The sequence below is a fragment of the Fimbriimonas ginsengisoli Gsoil 348 genome, assembly GCF_000724625.1.
GTDB classification, from domain to species: domain Bacteria; phylum Armatimonadota; class Fimbriimonadia; order Fimbriimonadales; family Fimbriimonadaceae; genus Fimbriimonas; species Fimbriimonas ginsengisoli.
This window is the reverse complement of the sequence record NZ_CP007139.1, coordinates 4,685,555-4,703,596: the sequence shown is the minus strand read 5'-3', so window position 1 is coordinate 4,703,596 and position 18,042 is coordinate 4,685,555. Positions and strand designations below refer to the sequence as shown.

Annotated in this window: 14 protein-coding genes and 1 tRNA gene; 8 read left to right on the top strand and 7 right to left on the bottom strand. The window is 59.4% G+C overall.

Annotated elements, in window-relative coordinates; genetic code table 11:
• Positions 1-41: 41 nt before the first annotated feature.
• On the bottom strand, positions 42-590 hold the full coding sequence (locus OP10G_RS21120; RefSeq protein ID WP_025228445.1) for a GNAT family N-acetyltransferase: 549 nt from the start codon (positions 588-590) through the stop codon (positions 42-44).
• A gap of 145 nt (positions 591-735) precedes the next feature.
• The gene (locus tag OP10G_RS27250) at positions 736-1,827 is read right to left on the bottom strand and encodes a hypothetical protein (RefSeq protein ID WP_227624999.1); all 1,092 of its coding nucleotides are present in this window, start codon (positions 1,825-1,827) and stop codon (positions 736-738) included.
• 156 nt (positions 1,828-1,983) lie between these two features.
• Here OP10G_RS27250 and OP10G_RS21110 point away from each other — a divergent pair, with 156 nt between their 5' ends.
• Positions 1,984-2,571, top strand: coding sequence for a hypothetical protein (locus tag OP10G_RS21110; RefSeq protein ID WP_025228447.1), 588 nt, complete (start codon positions 1,984-1,986; stop codon positions 2,569-2,571).
• 83 nt (positions 2,572-2,654) lie between these two features.
• Here the strand turns inward: OP10G_RS21110 and OP10G_RS25260 are convergent, their stop codons facing one another.
• Complete coding sequence (locus tag OP10G_RS25260) at positions 2,655-5,252, bottom strand: protease pro-enzyme activation domain-containing protein (RefSeq protein ID WP_227624998.1); 2,598 nt, start codon at positions 5,250-5,252, stop codon at positions 2,655-2,657.
• Positions 5,253-5,759: 507 nt separating this feature from the next.
• On the opposite strand from OP10G_RS25260, the gene OP10G_RS21100 reads away from it, so the two are divergent.
• Complete coding sequence (locus OP10G_RS21100) at positions 5,760-6,767, top strand: alpha/beta fold hydrolase (RefSeq protein ID WP_038473517.1); 1,008 nt, start codon at positions 5,760-5,762, stop codon at positions 6,765-6,767.
• A 431-nt stretch (positions 6,768-7,198) separates the two neighbouring features.
• Here the strand turns inward: OP10G_RS21100 and OP10G_RS21090 are convergent, their stop codons facing one another.
• A complete protein-coding gene (locus tag OP10G_RS21090; RefSeq protein WP_144241292.1) occupies positions 7,199-7,777 on the bottom strand; it encodes a hypothetical protein in 579 nt (192 codons plus the stop codon).
• A gap of 252 nt (positions 7,778-8,029) precedes the next feature.
• On the opposite strand from OP10G_RS21090, the gene OP10G_RS21085 reads away from it, so the two are divergent.
• The 3 genes from OP10G_RS21085 (at position 8,030) to OP10G_RS21080 (ending at position 9,932) form a co-directional block, all read left to right on the top strand.
• Positions 8,030-8,701 (top strand): Type 1 glutamine amidotransferase-like domain-containing protein, encoded by a 672-nt coding sequence (locus OP10G_RS21085; protein WP_025228452.1) that lies wholly within the window; start codon positions 8,030-8,032, stop codon positions 8,699-8,701.
• A gap of 375 nt (positions 8,702-9,076) precedes the next feature.
• The gene (locus OP10G_RS27990; protein WP_084179602.1) at positions 9,077-9,535 is read left to right on the top strand and encodes a helix-turn-helix transcriptional regulator; all 459 of its coding nucleotides are present in this window, start codon (positions 9,077-9,079) and stop codon (positions 9,533-9,535) included.
• The gene (locus tag OP10G_RS21080) at positions 9,486-9,932 is read left to right on the top strand and encodes a hypothetical protein (protein ID WP_144241290.1); all 447 of its coding nucleotides are present in this window, start codon (positions 9,486-9,488) and stop codon (positions 9,930-9,932) included. The genes OP10G_RS27990 and OP10G_RS21080 overlap by 50 nt, the downstream gene beginning before the upstream one ends.
• A 128-nt stretch (positions 9,933-10,060) precedes the next feature.
• Here the strand turns inward: OP10G_RS21080 and OP10G_RS21075 are convergent, their stop codons facing one another.
• Positions 10,061-11,959 carry a zinc metalloprotease HtpX gene (locus tag OP10G_RS21075; RefSeq protein WP_158409320.1) on the bottom strand — a complete coding sequence of 633 codons (1,899 nt, stop codon included), beginning with the start codon at positions 11,957-11,959 and terminating at the stop codon, positions 10,061-10,063.
• A gap of 433 nt (positions 11,960-12,392) precedes the next feature.
• Here OP10G_RS21075 and OP10G_RS25255 point away from each other — a divergent pair, with 433 nt between their 5' ends.
• On the top strand, positions 12,393-14,195 hold the full coding sequence (locus tag OP10G_RS25255) for an alpha/beta hydrolase (RefSeq protein ID WP_084179596.1): 1,803 nt from the start codon (positions 12,393-12,395) through the stop codon (positions 14,193-14,195).
• A 76-nt stretch (positions 14,196-14,271) separates the two neighbouring features.
• Here OP10G_RS25255 and OP10G_RS21065 read toward each other — a convergent pair.
• A tRNA-Glu gene (locus OP10G_RS21065) sits at positions 14,272-14,348 on the bottom strand.
• Between the two features lie 209 nt (positions 14,349-14,557).
• Positions 14,558-16,768 carry a penicillin acylase family protein gene (locus tag OP10G_RS21060; protein ID WP_025228456.1) on the bottom strand — a complete coding sequence of 737 codons (2,211 nt, stop codon included), beginning with the start codon at positions 16,766-16,768 and terminating at the stop codon, positions 14,558-14,560.
• A 60-nt stretch (positions 16,769-16,828) separates the two neighbouring features.
• Between OP10G_RS21060 and OP10G_RS21055 the strand changes: the two genes are divergently transcribed.
• A complete protein-coding gene (locus OP10G_RS21055) occupies positions 16,829-17,350 on the top strand; it encodes a hypothetical protein (protein ID WP_144241289.1) in 522 nt (173 codons plus the stop codon).
• 12 nt (positions 17,351-17,362) lie between these two features.
• On the top strand, positions 17,363-18,007 hold the full coding sequence (locus OP10G_RS25250) for a peroxiredoxin family protein (protein WP_025228458.1): 645 nt from the start codon (positions 17,363-17,365) through the stop codon (positions 18,005-18,007).
• Positions 18,008-18,042: the final 35 nt, after the last annotated feature.

Genomic DNA, 18,042 nt, shown 5'->3' with positions numbered 1-18,042 from the left:
TTGTAATCGTATCGTTTCTCGTCGATCGGATTTCGTGCGACTTACCGTTTCCATCCCCGCCTGAGAAGTCCATAGACCCAGGAATCCGATACCTCGCCATCCACGATGCAATCTTCTCGTAACGTACCTTCTCGGATAAAGCCGAGCTTCTCCAATACGCGGCTCGATCCCGCGTTGCGCGTATCGGTCTCGGATTGAACGCGGTTTAGATCCAGCGTGTCGAAAGCCCACTGCAACAACGTGCCGGCCGCTTCGGTGGCGAAGCCGTTGCCCCATGCCGCCTCATCAAAGCAGTAGCCGATCTTCGCGCTGCGGTAGTCCGGATTCCATTTGGACAGACTGCACCAACCGATGAACGCATTGTCGGAAGTGCGCTCGACAGCCAGCCTCGCGCCGGTGCCTTCCTGCTCCATCTGGCGGCAAACCGCAATGAAACGCTCCGCCTGCGCGCGGTTCTTCCAGGGCGGCGAATCCCAGTAACGCAAGACGCGCGGGTTGCTCTGTAACGCAAAAATCGCGTCCGTATCGGTTTCCGCGAAAGGTCGCAACAATAGCCGAGGCGTATTCAGCGTCGGGGTTGGCAAAGGCATCCGTTCAGTGTGACCCAGGCAAGCGCGGCAGAGGGGCAAACTGAAAAGCGCCGAGGTCCTTTGACTGCCGGCTCGGGGTGAGCGCTAAGCCCCCTTCGCGAAGATGCGAAGGGGGATATGGGTTGCCTGCGGGCCACCTTGCGGGCTAGAAGCGATAGCCGAGACTTAGGCCGAATCGGCTCAAATCCCTTCCGACCTCGTGGCCCAGTTGGTTGTACTGCAGCTCAAGGAAGAGTCCGCTAAGCGACTGCAGGCCCACAAAGGCTTTTCCGCCAAGCTTATTGAAGTCAGTGGCGAAGAAGTCATTGATGTGCCCGGAGTAGTAACCAATGCCGAGACCGACATACGGCGCCCACGACTTCGACGGGTCGCCGAGATCGTGCCGCAATTCGAGTCCCCCTCCGTACCACCGGTACGGTGAGTGATTTTCGAATTCGCCCGCAGTGTCGACGTAGAGGGCCAAATGGTTATTGGAATTGAAGTTCAAGAGATCAAAATCCAATCCAGCGGTCGCCAGCGTCTCGTTGGTTCCGAAGTATTCGGTCCACGTAGTCGCGCCTAGCTTGACTCCAATCCGACGCCGGTTTTCGCGCACGACGACCTCCTTATGCTCGGGCGGTGTCACAACCACTGCGGGTGGCGGCGTGACTACAACAGCCGGAGGTTCGACGGGCGGCGGAGTCACCACGGGCGGTGGCGTTACTGCCACGGGGGGCGGTTCGACCGGTGGCGGAGTCACCACTGGTGGCGGCGTTACTGCCACAGGGGGCGGTTCGACCGGCGGAGGCGTGACCACCGGGGTGGGCGGAGGAGTTACCACGGTTTCGGCCCGGGTGGCCACTGTTTGCAGGTGGTCCGTCATCGGGTTGGAGCAACGCCAACAGATGACAGGGGTCCCATCCGACGTAACCCACGCGGGCATTCCCGCCATATATCGAACGTGCGTCTTGTAGATGTGACCCTTGTGGAGGCCCCAGACCATGTAATTGCCGGTGGTTTTCAAACGACCCAGGTGAAGGTCGTCGTGGATGTACTGCAAGAGTCGGCTTGGACTCGTGCCGAGGGACTTTGCCATTGCCTTGAGCGCTTTGGGATGGTTTTTTAGCCCTCGGATGAACTCTGCCTTCGACGTGTACTGCACATGCATGAACGCATCACGGCTGGTTCGTTGATGAAGCTGGTCGGCGGCAAGGGCTGAAGAGGCCGATGAGGCCATAAGCACAGCGCCGATCGACAAAGTGCGGAGGTTGAACGTTAAGCGATGACGAATCTGGCGATCTGCATGAAACATTGTCACGTTCGGAAGACTGTCGCGATCTCGCGTCGGTTCCAAAGCGACCTGGGCGACGATGCCGGAAACGGTTGCGCATCCAAGACGTCCCTTTAGTGCGCCGTGAATCTTTGTTTTGCACTCCTTGCCGCGATTTGGACCCATCGGGGTGCGGTCAATTCGGTCGACCGCAAAATTCAGGCTCTCTCGCGCTGGAGAGAGCAGTTCGAATCTGTGCTCGACGACCCACAGGGAGACTACGGATATATCCGTGTAGGTTCCGAAATGCTGGGAGGAGCCCACAGCGACGGGCTGTACCCGATCGGGTCGGCCTCAGAACGATTCGTGATCTTCCTCGGGGAACAAAACGCCGGAGGAACGCTGATGTACCAACGGCGACACGGAAGCCGGGCTAAGATCGATTGGCACGTGAATCTCGTGCCGTCAAAGCGTCGCCGGGCGGTCGGCGGCACGATCCCTCGCTATCTGCAGAGGCAGGGTCTACGAATTTCGCCCCACGCGAAGTTGACGGCCGGCCAACGGCGCAAGCTGTCGGAGATCGGAGCCTTCGCGGCATACGGTTCTCACCCGATGGAGGGGGAGTTTGAGTGGGTCGTCCGGCCGGATGGAGCAAGTACCCCGGTTCGGCGGAACCGCACCAATTCCAAATTCTTGGTGACTCCCGAAGAAAGAGCCCTGCTCAAATCGTAGTCAGCGCCTTTTGTTTGCGCCCGGTTCAAACATCGGAAAGGCGGCGGCCGAATGGGGCCGCCGCCTTTCCTGACAAACGAGGCTTAGTGCGTCGTCAGCGCGAAGTCGTCGAATACGAACGACGTCTGAAGCGAAGCATCTTCGGTCGCGGTTACGTACACACGGATCGTCTGACCCTTGTATGCGCTTACGTCGAAGCTCTTCTGCACGTAGCCAGTCGCCTTGTTCAAGTTCGAGTACGTCGCAAGCGTCGTCAGTAGGGAATTGCTCGAATTCCGGATTTGAACCGATGCCGTGTCGTAGGCGACCGAGGTGGTCGTCTCCGCCGTATCGATATGCACCCAGAACGTTAGCGTCGCCGAAGTGACGTTGGACGGAATCGTGACCGTCTGGTACACGCTATCGGTGTGGCTGCTCCCATAACCGCACATCCAGGCATCGTAAGAGCCGCCATGCGCAGGTTGGGAACTGGTGTTGTTTAGGACGCCGGACGTCATCGTCCAATTGGCCGCGCCGCTTTCGAACCCTGGGTTCAGAAGCAACTGCTGGGATACGCCCGCGGAAGGCGTTGCCGTGGCCTGATTGGAGTTACCGCTTTCGCCGGCGGAGTTGACCGCGGTTACCACGTAGTAGTACGTCGTGCCGTTGGTTAGACCCGTGTTGGTGAACGAGGTCGTAGACGAGCTGCCGACCGTTGAATACGGCCCCCCACTCGTCGTGGCCCGCTTGACGTTGTAGCTCGTGGCCCCCGTGCTGGCGGTCCAGGTCAACGAAGCCTGGGCATTGCCGGCGGTGGCGGTGAGCCCGGTTGGGGCAGCCGGAAGCGAGACGTTCGGGGTCGCCGACGCCTGATTGGAGTTGCCGCTTTCACCCGCGGAGTTCACGGCGGTGACTACATAGTAGTAAGTAGTGCCGTTCGTGAGACCGGTGTTGGTGAACGAGGTCGTGGTCGGGCTGCCGACGGTGGTGTACGGGCCGCCACTCGTCGTGGCTCGCTTGACGTTGTAGCTCGTCGCTCCCGCGCTTGCGGTCCAGGTCAGAGATGCCTGGGCGTTGCCGGCGGTCGCGGCGAGGCCGGTCGGAGCGGCCGGTACCGTAACGCTGACCTGCGTGGTGACAAAGGCGCCGAAGTTGATCGCGCCAAAACCGGTGACGAAGTCCCAACCCGGACCCGCGTTTGAGGCCGATCCATTTGGAAGGTTTCCGTTATTCCCCGATGTGATGTCGAACCAGACGTCGGATCGCCCATTCTGCGAATAGATCAGGTCCTGAATCCGCCCGAATCGCCGTTTGCCGGATCCGTTAGCCGGCAATCCGCCCTGCGCAATGATGTTTTGCTCAGCAACCCCGAGGCTGCCGGCGAAGACGGGCGATGCGAAGCTGGTGCCCACATAGCCGCTGGAAAGCGTTCCGTTCAAATAGAAGTAGTAAGCGCCGGAACCGGAACCGGCGGCGTTGAGAGCGACGTCCGGAACGAGCCGCTTGTTGATGTTGGTTGGGACGCCCGTACCGTGCTGCCAGCTCGGCAGAACGTTGAACGATGCGGTGTTGGTGCTCCAACCGCCTCCGCCACCCTGACCGCCGGAAAGACTCCAGCCGACCTCGGAGGTGCGCTGATTGCTGGCGTTGACGCTGGCGATCGAGCCGCCAACCATCAGCACCTCCGGATCATAGTCCGGATAGGAGTACGGCTCTAACGTAGTGCCCGAGTCGCCGCTGGCTGCCATGTAGGTGATGCCTTGGGCCGTCATCGAGAGGTGAAGATTGTGGGCCGACGTAGCCGTCGAGGCCGGAAGATTCCAGCCATAGCTTTCGCTGATGACGTCGGCGGTGTTGTCGTTGACTTCCCGCGTCAGAGTGCCGATGAGGTCGGACCCGCCGCCATCGTAGATTTCGAAGTTGCACAGCGGTGCCATGCCGAGAACCATCTGGATATCGAGGTCTCCCTCGCCTTGGGGGGTACCGCTTCCAGCGCCGCCACTGATGGTCTTGACCGTAATGTTGCTGCCCGCACCGCCGGCCGGAGTCGGCAAGCTGTACTGTGAGTAGTAGAGCGGCACATTGCTAAGGCGGTAGCCATCGAAATTCGAGATGGCGATCGTCCGGCCCTGACCTTGGCTTCCTCCGGCGTACATGTTAGCCAGGCCATACAAGCCTCGCGTTTGAGTTGGGGTCAAAACGCGCGGCTGCGGACGGGTGTAGTCTTCCAAGCCCGCCACGTCGATCACCAGGTTCTGCAGCGTGGTCGGGAGCGTGAGTGGTTTCGTGAAGGAGAAATGCCTCTCAGTGGGTATGTCGAACAGTTGGCCACTTTGCAGTTTCTGGGCTACCGAAACGCCCGGGGCTACCGAATTAAAGTCGTGGATCGACGTCTTGAACGCGGCCTCGGCTTGAGCCACCGTGCAATCCGCGAGAATCGTCATTCGATTCGCGCCAATCTGCTTGATCTTGAACCCGCTTGCGGACAGAAAGTCGACGACTTTCTGCATCTGAGTTTGTGTCACACCGAACTGCCTACCGACCTCTTCCGGAGTGATGAATTGGCGGTAGTTGGGGCTCTTCGGGTTGCTCACACTGTCGCAAAACGCCTCCAATCCGGCCGAGTTTCCCAGCGGCAAGCTGACCGAAACATGAAGTAGGCGTTGGGGGTTCGAGTGCCCCAAATCGGTCGATTGGCCCACGAAGCTGGGGACCGTAACGTCCGGTAGTGGCGCACGCTGAGCTAGGCCCAATTGACCTAAGCCGGACCCGGCAGCAACCGCTGCGAGTAGCAAAAACGTTCTAGGCAAATCATCCTCCCGGCGTGACGAAGGGGTCACGCTAAAACAACATCATATGGCAGGATGGCGGCTGAGCCAAGCAAAATCGCGAGGGACTTTGTCATCACATTTGGCGATTACAGGCGCTCCGGAACTGATTTAAGATTCCCCCGTCTCGGGGAACTTGCAAGTTAAACGCATAAGTGAGAGTGGGCAGTTTCGTAATATGTCCCGCGAAACTTGGCCTCTTCCGCGGCGGAGTAGCGACTTCGGCTGGACGTCCAGCGTTCTCAGAGCTGACTCATGCTCACCGTTACCTGGCGTGGGAACGCATGGCCCCTTGCGGTTCGTAGCGAACCTGTGTGCAGGTCTCGCGGTACATCCTGAAACGATAGGGGTGCCTCCGCCCAAGGACCACGCAGGGTGCAGATGAAAGAGTCCTTTTTTCGCCGAGCTTTTCTCGTCGTGGTGGTTGCCCTCGGCGCAATAGTGATGGGTTGGGCGGAGGACGGCAAAGTCCGGCGCGACGGCTTTGACCTCTATTACCGGACCGAAGGGAACGGAACGCCGGTGGTGCTGGTCAGCGGCGGGCCGGGGTTCGACGTCGATTACATGAAGGAAGTCGGCGGCTTTCTGCCTGGCGATTACCAGCGGATCTACCTCGAGCAACGCGGAACGGGTAGGTCGATGCCTCCGTCCTTGTCGGCCGAGACCGTGAACGTGAAGCTTTGGGTGGAAGACCTCGAAGCACTGCGTGTCGCGCTGAAGCAAGAACGACTGTTCTTGGTCGCGCACTCCGGAGGTGGCCTTCTCGCCCAGGCTTATGCCTCCGCCCACCCCGATCGGGTCGATCGGATGATCCTCATCGGGCCGGGCGGGCCTACGCTTGAATTCGCCTCGTGGCTCCTTGACAACCTCGCGGCCCGCCAGACGCCCGAAGACCAAAGGCTGATGGCCTACTGGAACGCGGCGGAAAGTCACGGTGTGGACCACGAGAAGGCGATGCTGGAACGCGTGCGCGTGACCACCGCCGCATACTTCTTCGACCGAGCCAAAGGGTTGGCCTGGGCCGCCGCCATCCCCGAGGGATCGTTCCACGCGAGGATGAACGAACTGGTTTTCGCCGACCTCGCCAAGGGGTACGACGCGCGGCCGGGTCTAAGAAAGCTCCAATGCCCGGTCCTCATCGTCCAGGGCCACCAAGACCCGATCGGCGACTTGACCGCACTCGAGATTCACAACACGATCCCCGGCTCGCAGCTCACCTTCCTGGGCCAATGCGGCCACTACCCATGGGTGGAAAGGCCAGACGCATTTAGGAAGGTGGTCACGGAGTTTCTGAAGAAGACGAAAGAAGCCCGGATGTTATCCTGTGGTAAGGATATTCGGGGTGCAGTACGTGCAACTACGTCTTTTTTCGAAACGGAAGCCACCTAACGATTCAGGTCCAGCAGAATTTGACGATCCATACTTCGGACGATTGCGATTGGATAAGCAAGCCGGCTGGATCGGAACAAAGCTATTCTCACCAGTCGGAAGAAACGTGGAATTCGCCTTGGGGCATGGGGCTGGAGAACCGTCGGAGCGTCAACGAGAGTTCTTCCAGCAGATCGAGGCAAAGTACCCGGCTCTCTTAGCGCAGTATCATGCTGACCTCGTGGGTAATGGCGAGCCATTTCAAGATGGTTCGAGCCCCCAGGCATTCTTTGACAGCTTGCGCCTTGAGTTCATTAGGTTGCCTTTCCCGAGCGACACACCTACGCTGTGGGAAATGGTGTTTACCACTGAGCTCGACAACCACGTGATCACCCTACGGTTTTCAGACTGGGTTTTCCAGAGTGACGGGTGGGACGGCTAGCATGCGTGTTTTATTCGTATTGTTGGCCGCACAAAAGAAATTCTCGGAATTGCCCCCAAGAAATCTCCGGGACCTCGATCACTGGATCGCCGGTATCCTCCGGATTTACGCTGACGATCTGTCCTTCCAAATTCAGGGCGGCTACTTGACCTGGAACATATGCTCGCGTGGTCGAATCGTCCTGTTCCCATCCCCCGAACGTTCCCCTCACTCCGCACTCGAGGAATGATGCCGGGTCGAAGTTGTACCAGGAAGATCCCCGCGGCGCGCTAACGCCGAAGTATCTATACTCGTTCTTCAGGGTTCCGATTTCGTCCATCTCGCGCAGGTCGACGAGTTGACGAATCAGCGTTGCTTCCCATGCCAAGGGTGTGACCTGAGTTCTCCAGACCTCATCGAAGGTCAGCGGTTCTGCTGTGAAGGCATCCGATAGCAGCCGAATGAAGGCCTCAACCGGCTGGCTATCCAAGCTGCTTTGCTGGCGAGCCAGGACTAGGAGGGCCGACAAGTACTGTTCGAGCATTCTCCCTCCAGACTTGTGTCGTTCGACGACGTCCTCAATTTCCCGATAAAGTTCCCGATTCGTCATGGTGCCTACTCAACCCTACATTGGCGGAGCTACAGAGGTGTTTGCCTTCTCAAGGGCAATTCTAGGTTCGAAATCAGGTGGTACCCCGCACGTAGAGGGTTTGAAACTCTGGTGGTTGACGATCTTTGGAAAAGTATTGTGAGGACTTTCCTTGCAGGTAGCTTCGATGAAATTTCCTGAAGATTTTCCCGCCGGCTTGTCGAAAACGGCGGTTTTGGATCGACTAGGAAGAGAAAGGGCACGCGAATTATGATCAAACTCCTCCTCACCGACTCGGGCATTAAGAACCAGAGCATCCACAAGGCGCTTATCGGGATGCTTGGCAAGCCGATCGAAGAGTCCAATGTGCTCTGCATTCCCACTGCGGGCTACGGCCACCCGCAAGGCAGCCCTCAGGGGGCGTACCGCTTCGTCAGCGGACGTGAGGAACGCTGTCCGATGACCGGTCTCGGTTGGAAGTCGGTGGGTGTGCTCGAACTTACCGCGCTCCCCAGCCTCAACAAAGAGCGCTGGATGGGCTGGATTGAGGCGTCGGATGCACTCCTTGTGAATGGCGGCGACGCCCTTTACCTGGCCCACTGGATGCGCGAATCCGGCCTCGCGGACCTCCTGCCGAACTTGGACGATAAGCTTTGGGTGGGCTTAAGCGCTGGAAGTATGGTGATGACGCCCCGCATCGGATCGGACTTTGTAGGCTGGAATCCTCCCGGAGGAGGCGATGAAGCCTTAGGAGTCGTCGACTTCTCAATCTTTCCGCACTTGGGCGCCGATGGCTGCCCCTGGAATACGATGGAGAACGCAGAGAAATGGGCAGCGGAAATCGGCGGCAAAGCCTACGCTACCGATATTCACACTGCTTTCAAGGTCGTAAACGGAACTGTCGAGGTCGTTTCCGAAGGGAATTGGAAACTGCTAAATAGCTGATTGCAACAATCGGAGCTTTCCTAGACTCCGAGTTGTTAAAGTTCAAGTCCTACGGTGGGCGGTTCCCACATTAAGGTGACATCCAAGAGAATCGTGAGGATCACGAGCGCTCGACCGAGGGTCGAGACTCGGTTTTCATCTCGAAGCATCAAGGGGGTAGCCACTACCCGTTGTAACCTCAGCGCAATTAGGACGCGTTCCCGGTTTTTGTCCCGAGCAATGGCACATCAGCATTCATGTGCCGAAACCGGTCGCGTCTTGCCGCCCGTATCCGTCCGTCCAGGGGGAAAGCGGCGCGAGCGCTGGCGACGAGCAGAGTGAGAATACGGGTCAACCGATTGTTACCTCAGGTTGGCGATCATCTTGGGTGTTGTGATGAGTAAGGAGTGGGCAAGGGATGCGGTGGAAAGCGATGAGCAGGTTTGTGCCCGCGAGTTGGCAGACCAAGCCAACTATAGCGTTGCGCAGTACTATCGCCGGTTCCGGAAGGAGGTTGGTGAAACGCCGATCGATCTTCGGCGACGGCTCAAGTTGGAAAGAGCAGCATACGAGCTGACCAGGACCGAAATGGAGATCGCCACTATCGCTTTTCGGGCGGGGTTTGTGGCGATCGAAGCGTTTACCCGGGCGTTCCGACGGGCGTTTCGCATCTCGCCTGGTCGACTATCGGCGCCTTGGCCCAACCGAGTACCGGTTGGCCGCTCCATCTTCGATCCACTTTGCGCCTGCCCTCTTCTCGGACGATTCTCAACAAGGAGAACTCTCAATGAATGTCCTCGACCGCATGATTGGCGCCCATTACGAAGGGATGAAACAGATCCTCGACCGGTGTGAAGGCCTAACCGAAGTACAACTGGACCGGCCCGTCTCCGGTTACTACGACCCTCTAGCCTGGATGTCTCAGCATCAGACCCTCCGGTCTCTCCTTCGCCATACGACGGGTGCTTCGGACGCACCAGTTAACGAGCAGACTGTCCAACTGTTTCGAGCTTCGCTGGACAAGTCGTATCAAGAGCTCCGGGAGACGATCGCTACCTATGAGAGAGAAAAGATGTGGGATATGACCTTCGTCGATGCCGATTGCGATCCGCCCATGGTCTTCAGCTACGGCGGATGGATCGGGCACGTCCTCGTCTTTCACAACTACCGGCGGATCGCTTGCATGATGGCGCTGGCTCAACTGGGAGTTTCGGGGCTCAAATATTTCGACCCGATTGACTTCCAAGGGTAGAGCGCGAAGGTGAAATTGCCGCAGGTTGGCTCAAACCCGCGAACAGACCCACCGATCCGCAAGCTCTGTCTCGCGCAGGTACGAGCCAACCTGCGGCTACAACGCTTCGCGTTAGGCGAGATCTGATCTCAATGGCGCAGCAAGAAGCATGCCCCGAGGCCAGTGGCGGTCGCCAACAGCAGGTTGCCAATGATCGCGGCGGGGTAGTAGTACGACTGGATCGTCTCGCGGGTCGAGACCACCTCGAAGCGGGAGATCTCGATGTACGGGGAGCCGAATCTTCGGTACCAGCCGTGGACGATGACCTCTTGGCCGATGAACCGCTGGCTGTACATCCAGCCCCAAGCCCAGTCGAGCCATTTGAAAGGTTGGTGCAGAATGCATGCAACGAACCCGGTTGGGTCTTGCAGCACGTAGTCGTCCGCCCAGGCCATTCCAGCCGAGAGGCGGCCCGTGAAGGTTCCTTGAATAGCTACGGCGACCGGCCGGACGTGGGAAACATTCAATTCGGAAAGACATCTCTTGACGTTGCCCCGCACGAAGTTGCCGCGGTATTTCGCGAATAGCTTGACAAGGGCGCCGAGCGAAAAACCGGAAAGGGCGGCGAGCCCGATGGCGACGATGTTTTCCGTGCGGGCGGGTCCGCGATAGGCGATGGCGCCAGCCACCGCCGCCACCGCGAAGAGCCACGGGGTGGCGACCACCAGCAGGTCACCCAAGAATCCGGCGTACCGGCCCGGCTGGATCTTGCTGAAATCGAAGGCCGACTTGACGTTAAATCTGGCATTCAGCTTTTGGAGCGCTTGGATGCGCCGGACCGTCAGCGGATGCGTGCTCACGAGCTCGGCGATGCGGGCCCAAGGGTTGTACAGCTCCCATCGAGCGCCCATCGTGAAATGGTCAGGATCGACGGTTCCTTGCTGGCCGCCCCATGTGACGGCAGAGCGCATCGAGGCGGCGCCTGCGATGCCGAACGCGCCGAGCGCCCGGGCATCGAAACTCGGCGCCGGGTTCTTAGGTTGCTTACCTGCCCGGGCTTGCGCCTGCCCGCCGAGGAGTTGCGCGGCGAAGTCCTGAGATGCGGCCGCGCCCGACCGAACGTCGCCCTGATGCTGGATGGAGGCCAGCTTCGCCATTAGATCCGGCGTCACGCGATCGTTCCCCATGGCCGGTGGCGGCGCTGGCTGGACGGGTGGGGCTTGGTTTACGCCGACGGGCGGAAGGATGATTTGGCCCGGACGCGCGGTGGCGACCGCTTGATAGGCGGGGGAAGGATAGGGCTGCGGAGAGTAAGACACGGGCTGCTGGGCCGGTGAAGCGGTCTGGAGCCGGCCCATGCCGTACGCGATCTTGACCAGCGCGGAGCTGAGGTCGTTCCCGTTGCTCATGATCTGCGCGGACGCGTAGTCGGCCATGTACTCGCGAACTCGAGAGAGGAGCAACGAGATGTAGTAGCTGAGCTGGTAAGCGATAAAGCTGAGAACCGCGACGTACCCGCCGTTGCGTCGGCCCGCATAGCGAGAGGCTATGTAAAGCGAATACAGGGCCAAAACGAGCGCCTGGACGATGGTCATCACGATGAAATCGCGATTGCGGACGTGCCCGAGCTCGTGAGCAACCACCGCCTTCAGCTCCTCCGGTTCTAGGGCGTCGATAACGCCGCGGGTGACGACTACCCGCGCGTTCCAAGGGCCATTCCCGTAGGTGAAAGCGTTCGGCGACCCCTCCTCGATGATGCCGAACTTCGGCGTGGGGATCTTGAAGGTGGCACAGGTCTGCCGCAGCCAAAGATCGAAGTCGGGTCCAAGCTCCATGGGGCTGGTCCACCGGATTTTGACTACCGCGTCGATCACCACGGGACCGAGGGCGTACTGCAGGAGAACCATGAGGATCGCGAACCCTCCGGCCGACGGCACTAGGAACTGCGCCGGGATCTGCAGTTTCAGCAGAACTAGCATCCCGATCCCGAACACCAACCCGCAGAGAGCCGTAATCACTATTGCCGACGCAAGTACAAGCCGAGACATTTCAGCATCACTATAATGCAAGGAGCGCATTGCGCGCCGAGGACTTATTAACCCTTGTCTCTTTGCCCCAAACGCGCCAATTTCGCACGCGCCGACTCCACGCGCTGAGCGCGCCCCGGTCGAGCTCTACCGCCTGCCCGCTCGGAGGATGTGGTGATACGCCGGAAGTGATTCCACGACTCGTTGGACTAAGCGGAATGATCCACCGCTCAGGCCAGGCCCTCTTTTATGCCTTACCAAGACCAGAAATGGGATGAGCGGCACATGCAACCGCTCATCCCATTTCTGGTGCACCGTGGAGGATGCTCTTCGAACTTTCCAGGAGGTCTTGCCTGGGTGAAATGTTATGCCCCAAGGTTTTTGTGGACTTGCCAGGAGGGCACGGGACTGAGGAGTGTCCTATTACAGCGCTTGGGTGCAGAGTCACCGAACGATGTCAGTGCGAGAAGAAGCGACAACCGGGGCCGGGGCGGTATGGTACCGAAAAATCGTCGCATTCAAATACCGTTTTTGCGTCCAAGGACCGACCACATTGCACACTCTTTTCCTTTGCCTCGCCCTTTTCGCCGCGACGTCGTCTCAAAACGCAGGCTCCGAAGAGTTCTATGCCGTTAAAGAGGTGCCGCACGGAACTTTGCAGCCGATAACCTACCTGTCGAAAACAACGGGGAAGGAGAGACGCTACTACGTCTATCTGCCTCCCGCCTATGCCGAGAATACATCTCAACGCTATCCGATCCTATTCCTCTTGCACGGAGCAAATTGCGATGAACGCTCGTGGCCTTACGCAGGCAACGTCAAGGAGATCATGGACAACCTGTTGGCCGAAAAGAAGGCTGTACCGATGATCGTCGTAAGCCCGAATGGATACGCGTCAAAGCCTGGCGAGGCTCAGCCTGACATCACGTCGCGAAAGAGCCCTCCAGATTTCAATGCGATGTTCGCCACTTTCGAGGAGGAATTCTCCTCCGATCTGTTGCCCGATGTAGAACGTCGTTTCCGGACGATCCCAGATCGTTCGCATAGGGCATTGGCCGGCTTTTCTATGGGCGGCCTCCAGACGATGTCTCTCGGTCTCGACCATCTCCAATTGTTCTCCTATCTGGGCGGGTTTAGCGGATGCGGGGGCGCGTTCAATGCCCCGATTAACCTGAAAACCGATCATCGCGGAGCGATGAGAAATGCGAAGAAGTTCAATGCCAAGATGAATCTTCTCTTCCTAACTGAGGGCTCTAATGAACCGGGATTTATCCTCGAAAGCGTCAAACGATACCGCGCAGCTCTGAATGCGGCGGGGATTAAGTACTCATTCTACGAGTCTCCCGGGACAACCCATGACTATCCAACGTGGCGCCGGAGCCTGCACGAATTCGCTCCGCTACTCTTTCCTGACTTGCGCGACGTGGTCGTGAAACCCTTGCCTTCTCCTGCCGTTGCTTTTGGCCAACCCATTCACCCTGCCAGCGACGACAAAAAGCTTTTTCCCGACGCGCCCGCTGGATTCGACGACGTTCGCAAAGACATACCCCACGGGAAACTGGAGCACACGACGTGGTATTCCTCCACCGTTGGCAAAGCTCGCAATATGCTCGTTTACACGCCCCCTGGATACTCAGCGCTGAAGAAATATCCCACCTTGTATCTTTTGCACGGCATCGGAGCGAACGAGTACCAATGGGGATGGGCGGGCAAACCGGACGTAGTTCTCGATAACCTCATCGCAGAAGGGAAGGCCGCTCCAATGGTTGTCGTTATGCCCAATGGTTGCGCGCAAATGGACGACGAGCCGAAGGGGGATAAGTATGCAAGCGCTCCTGCCTACGCCACATTCGAGCAGGATCTTCTGGTCGATCTCATTCCGACCATAGAGAAGAGCTATTCGGTGTCCACTAAAGCGGAAGACCGCGCTATTGCCGGCCTCTCGATGGGTGGCGGTCAGTCACTCGACTTCGGCTTTGCCCATATGGACGTCTTTAAGTCGATCGGGGGCTTTTCGTCGGCCCCTAACACGTATCAACCGGACCGCCTAGTCCCCGACGTCGATAAGGCCAAGAAGTTGCGCCTCGTCTACGTGTCGGCAGGAACGAAGGACGGACTCTTTGGCATCAGCCAGCGGACCCACCAATACCTTCGGGACCACGACATTCCGCATATTTGGAACGTGGACGGGCATGGACATGACCGGGACACTTGGAGTTACAACCTGTACTACTTCCTTCAAAAGGTATTTCGCTGAGCCTCTTCCGCCTGTCTCTTTTTCGCGGTAAGGCTAAGAAAGCCGCCCAACCCTAACGGGCGGGCGGCTTTCTTAGTGGTACTCCGGAAGGGATTTGAACCCTCGATCTTCGCCGTGAGAGGGCGATGTCCTAAACCGCTAGACGACCGGAGCACGCGGAAGACAATTATACCCTCGCCATTTTCGCGAGTCAAGGGCGCTGGGGGCGCTGGCTCGCAGTCGGTGGGTATCCATCCTGTACGTGGCGAACACAGTTCGCCGCCCAAATATCAGACATCAGAAATCAAGTATCAGATTCCGGATCTCCACCCCCAACCCCCCTCCTCATCGGCACGAACATCCGACGAGGAGGGGGCTCCGGATTATTTCCCTCGCCAGGGGGAATGCGCCGGTTTGAAGAGCCAGGCTCGGGCGAGGGGGACTTGGTCTAGGGAGTGGGGGCCGGTTTCGGCAATGCCGGGGGTGTTGATCGTCCGCCCCGACATCCCGTCCGCCAATGCTTCCACCAGTTGGATGAAGGTGCCACGGTTCGAATAAGGGATCGGCGATTGCCCCGGCACCGTTATGCCGCGGGCGGAATACCGGATCGGCTGGCCCAGCGCGTCGCGACCCGCGTCGCAAGCACGCTCCATCGCCTTGGCGATCACGTCGGCGGGGCTGCGTGTGCCGAGGTAATTGACCCTCGTCCGGCGCTGCAACGCGCGAATCATCACCGAGGGTTGGGCGGCTTGGGCGAAGTTGTCCGGGGAAGCGAAATTGCCGGTCGTCCCCAAGAAGAGCTCGGCGCGAAGCGCGTCGATGAATCGCAAATAGGTCGCTGCCTGTCGAGAACCGTCGAGAAGAGAACCGTCGAAACCACGAATCGGCTCGGCTTTCGCACCGTTTTTAGCCACCCAAGACTCGACGTAGGGGGCGAAGTAGGGCCAGGTCTCGTCGGCTCGGGCGATGGTCCAGGCCGCTCGTTCCAAGTCTTGGATCGCCAAAGTCTTCTTGGAAACCGCGCTCAGGAGCGCCGTGTTGCGGAAAATGAGTCCCCACACCGGAGTGTCGAAGTTCGGCCACCAGGCGACCGGCTTGTTGTTCCAGTTGGCCAATAGCCCTGCCTTCGGGTTCGACGTGTGAGGCATCTGCGCCGGCGGCACCATGCCGCGCCAAGCGTAGGTGGGCCCTCCGGGAGTGGGGAAGCGAGGGTCCACGCCGTCCGCCCGAATCGGTACGAGACCCGCGTACCGATAGCCGATGTCGCCGCCGAGCGTCGCATAGAAGAAGTTGAAGTTCATCGTTGCCCGCTGGATCGCTTGGTCGGCTTGCGCTGGAGTGGCGGCGGTCCAGATGCCGGTGAACGTGTTAAAGCTATCCAGCTCGTGCATCCAGTAGCTCGACCGCTTCGCGAAGTAGGTTTTCGTCGAGCTGCTGTTGAGCACTACCGGGCCGTCGACCGTCCGCAATTGCGTCACCGTCTGGTCCGCGCCCCCCGCCACCTTAAGGGTGCGGGTGATCGCCGTAAGCTCGTGGTGCTGGTTGCCGAATTTGTATGCGCCCGGCCCGTCGGCGGGATAGTAAAAGATGTCGTCGGTGTCGGCGACTCCGCTCGTCAATCCCCAAGCGAGGTTCTTGGTGTGGCCGACGACCACTCCCGGCACGCCGGGAATATCCATACCTACAACCTGGAGCCCCGGAGCGGAGACTGACATCTCGTGGACGATCGACGGAGTCCGGAACCCCATCTGCGGCCCCGACAGCAGCAACGGCCGCCCCGTGGCGCTCCTGGAAGGGGCCACGACGACGCAATAGCTGCCGGTCTTGAACGGCGCGGCAATCTGCTCGGCCATCTTTGTCGACGTCTCCCGCATCGCCATTCGCACTCCACCGAGGAGTTCAAACAGATTCACATTCGGCAGCATCGCCATGTGCTTGGCCGACGTCGCTCGGTCAGGTTGGTAAAACCGCGGTGGAGTCTTCACCAGATCGTCGGCCTTGGCCACCGTCGTCGGCGATTCGGGATCGTTCCACCACGCGAAGTCTTCGAGGATGTCAAGCACCCGATCTTTGGCCTTCGGCTGAGTTTTCAGGTAGGCGAGCAGGGCCATGTTCCGGATCTCTCCCGCGCCGCCCCGGCCGAACTGCTGCAGGAGGCGGACGCCGATCGCCGCGGAGTCAACCTCCGTCCATGGCTCGGGCGTCAGCTTTGTGGAAGCATAGGCGCCGGGCAGGGAGTTCGTTCGCTTCGCCTCGTCGATCCAGGCGTTGACGCCCCGCACGTACTCCCGGAAGATCTCGCGCAATTCGGGCGACAGATGCTCGACCTGCTGACGCAATTCGTCGTCCGTATATCCGGTCTGCAGAACTTCCTTGTCCGAGGCGGCGAAGCTGCTCCCGAACGCTTCCGCCATTCTCCCCCTGGCCAGCCGGCGGCTCTGCTCCATCTGCCAAAGACGGTCCTGCGCCACCGCGTAACCGGCTTGGTAGAACGCCTCGCCCACCGACGCCGCCCGGATCTGCGGAACGCCGTAATCGTCCCGGACGATGGTGGGCGATTGGATGGCAAGCAAGGGGAGCAGAAACGGCAGCATCGTTACCCCTATTGTCGTCAACCGGTGGTCGTTAGCGCAATGGCCGTCGTACTATGGGGCATGAGTCGAGATCCGCTGGACAACCTAAGCGTCGTCCGCCAATGCCCCGCGCAGTGGAGCCGGATGATCGGCGACGACCAGATCCGCTTCTGCTCGCATTGCAACCAAAACGTTTACAACCTCACGAACATGTCGCGGGAAGAGGCCAAGGCGGTTCTCTCCGAGACGGAAGGGAAGCTTTGCGCTCGGTTCTACAAGCGCGGCGACGGAACCATCGTCACCCGCGATTGCTCTCCAGCCGTCAAGGCGGGGACGAAACTCAAAGTTGCGTTCGTGGCGGTTTTTGGAGGCGCTCTGGCCGCCCTCGGCTTCCCGATACTGGCGCCCGTTTACTCCGGACAGGTAAAGATGTCACCCCATCAACTGGTTTCGAAGTACGCCAGGAGGCTGGTCCGTATCGATGAGCAGATTGGCGAGTCCAAAGACACGGAGGAGAAGAAGGCGCTGCTCGAATGGAGAGAGGAGATCGAGAGGAACCTGGATAAGGCGCTGAAGGACGAGCGAAAAGGCGCCTCCCGGTAAACTAGAGCCCAGATGCGGCTCGCTTATCTTTCCATACCCGCAGGCTTGGCGTTGGCATGCGCCGGGGCGGCCCTGATGTTGGCCTCTCGGGAACCTCACTCAGCTTCCGGCACGTTTCTCGAGCCGAACGTTCGCCATCTGGTGACGCAGGCGATGATGGAAGAAACGGCTGCGCAGATGCGCAAAGTCGCACCGACGATGTCGGCGCTGGACAGCGAAGGGAAGCCGGTGACCCTGGGCGTAAGGAATGCCAAGCGACCCCAGTTCGTCTACTTCGTCCTCGACGGCTGTCCCTGCAGCTACGACGCAGAGCCGCTCTTCCACAAACTATCCAGAAAATTCCTCGGCAAAGTCGATTTCGTCAGCGTAACGAATGCGGGCCAAAAGAAGGCGCACGACTGGAGCGTTCAGATGCTCGTGAATTATCCCGTGGTACCGGATCCTGAGAAGAAGATCATCCACGCCTACGAAGCGAAGGCGTCGGTCTACTCCGCTTTGCTGTCGACCGACGGCCACATCATCAAAATGTGGCCCGGCTACTCGGTCGACCTACTGAAGGACATCAACGCCGAAATGACGAAGGCAGCCAACGTCCCGCTAACCCCCTTCGACCCCGAGTACGCGCCGACGACGCGAGCTACGGGGTGTGCGTTTTAGGGGAAAAGGCGTTAAGGCGTTAAGGCGTTAGTAGC